The sequence below is a fragment of the Methylobacterium sp. J-030 genome (assembly GCF_022829545.1).
Classification (GTDB): Bacteria; Pseudomonadota; Alphaproteobacteria; order Rhizobiales; family Beijerinckiaceae; genus Methylobacterium.
The window spans coordinates 1-1976 of sequence record NZ_JAKSYM010000283.1 but is presented as its reverse complement, the minus strand read 5'-3'; the positions used below and the strand labels follow the sequence as shown (position 1 = coordinate 1976).

Annotated in this window: 1 protein-coding gene; it reads left to right on the top strand. The window is 63.6% G+C overall.

Features of this window, described 5'->3' with window-relative positions:
- Positions 1-302: 302 nt before the first annotated feature.
- On the top strand, positions 303-1733 hold the full coding sequence (locus tag MKK75_RS20885) for an IS1182 family transposase (protein WP_244044435.1): 1431 nt from the start codon (positions 303-305) through the stop codon (positions 1731-1733).
- Positions 1734-1976: the final 243 nt, after the last annotated feature.

Sequence of the window (1976 nt, the reverse complement as noted above, 5' to 3'; positions counted from 1 at the left end):
GGGTCGAAGCCACGGGCTTGATGAACGCCATCCGACAGCCGCTTGCATCGTTCGTAGCGCGGAACATCACGGTCTCGTAGCTCTACGCTGCGTCTGCTTTCGGCGCCTGCGCCTCGAAAGCAGAACTTCGCAAAACCACCCTAAGCAGTTAACACACAATCGACCCAACCCAGCGGTGCGAGCAACCGTCGGCCGTTCCTACAGGCGGTCATGCGTCGGCTGTCGGGCAACTTCCGCTTTGGGTGGAGGCTGTGTGAAAACGCCCTGTTGTGCTACCTTTTCGGGAGCGCTGGAGGGGTCGAATGGGCCGTTTCATCGAAGGTTGCGAGCGGCGCCAAGCGCTTCTTCTGGCGGACTGCGTCGACGACTATGTCGGCGATGAGAACCCGGTCCGAGTGATTGACGTCTTCGTCGATGAACTGAACCTTGCCAAACTCGGCTTTGAAGGCGCGGTTGCGACAGGGCGGCCCGGCTACCATCCGGCGACGCTCCTGAAGCTCTATTTCTACGGTTACATGAACCAGGTGCAGTCGAGCCGGCGCCTTGAGCGCGAGGCAGGCCGCAATGTCGAGGTCATGTGGCTGACCGGTAAGCTTGCCCCCGACTTCAAGACGATCGCGGACTTTCGACGCGACAACGGCGAAGCCGTTCGGGCAGCGTGCAAGCAGTTCGTTGTCTTGTTTCAGGAGATTGGCCTCATCGCTGGCGGCATGGTGGCAGCGGACGGCAGTCGGTTCAAGGCCGTGAATACGCGCGACAAGAACTACACGCCCGGCGCGATCCGCCTTCGCTTGGCGCAGGTGGAGGCGAGCATCGAGCGCTATCTCGATAAGCTCGACACCGCCGACCGGCAGGAGGCAGACGTCGCCGAGATGCGCACGACGCGCCTGAATGAAAGGATCGAGGCGCTTCGCCAGCAGATGCGCACGCTGCAAGTCATGGCGCGCGAAGTCGAGACAGCGCCCGACCGTCAGATCTCGCTGACCGACCCGGACTCCCGTGCGATGGCCACGAACGGCAAGGGCACGGGCCTCGTCGGCTACAACGTCCAAGCGGCGGTCGATACGGCCAGCCATATCGTCGTGGCGCACGAGGTCACGAACCTCGGCCATGATCGCACCCAACTCGCCAACATGGGCCGGCAGGCGAAGGACGCGACCGGGGTCGAGCACCTGACGATCCTCGCCGATCGCGGCTACTTCTCAGGAGCGGAGGTTCTGGCCTGCGAAGAAGCGGGCGTCACACCGATCTGCCCAAAGCCTTTGACCTCGGGCGCCAGGGCGGAGGGGCGCTTTGGCAAGCCGGACTTCCTCTACGACGCGCCGAGCGACACCTATCGGTGCCCTGCCGGCGAGACCCTCATCAAGCGCACGACCACTGTCGAGAACGGCCTCGTTCTGAACCGCTACTGGTCGAGCCACTGCCGATCATGCGCGTTGAAGCCGGGCTGCACGACCGGCAACGAGCGACGGGTGACGCGCTGGGAGTACGAACATGTCGTGGAAGCCATGCAGGATCGGCTCGACCGCACGCCGGACGCCATGCGCATCCGGCGACGGACAGTCGAGCATGTGTTCGGCACGATCAAGGACTGGATGGGACGCAGCCACTTCAAGATACGGAGGCTTCCGAACGTCGGGACGGAGATGAGCCTCCACGTCCTCGCCTACAACCTGAAGCGGGCCATCGCCCTGCTCGGAGCGCCAGGGCTCATCACCGCGATGCGCGGATGAGCCGGGAACGGCTCGCTCCGGCCGTCACCGCTTCCGCCCCAACCCGTTTCCACACAGCCTCGGTGGGGAGCGGAAGTCAGCCACTTACCTCCAAACGGACGTTCCGCATCCGACCCTGGCTGTGTCAAAACCCTGATGGTGGTAGCTTTCCTCTGCACGACCGGAGGACGGCATGGGACGGTTCGTTGTCGGTGCCGAACGCGATCAGACGACGCTATTTCCCCCTTGCCTGGAAGACTGGAT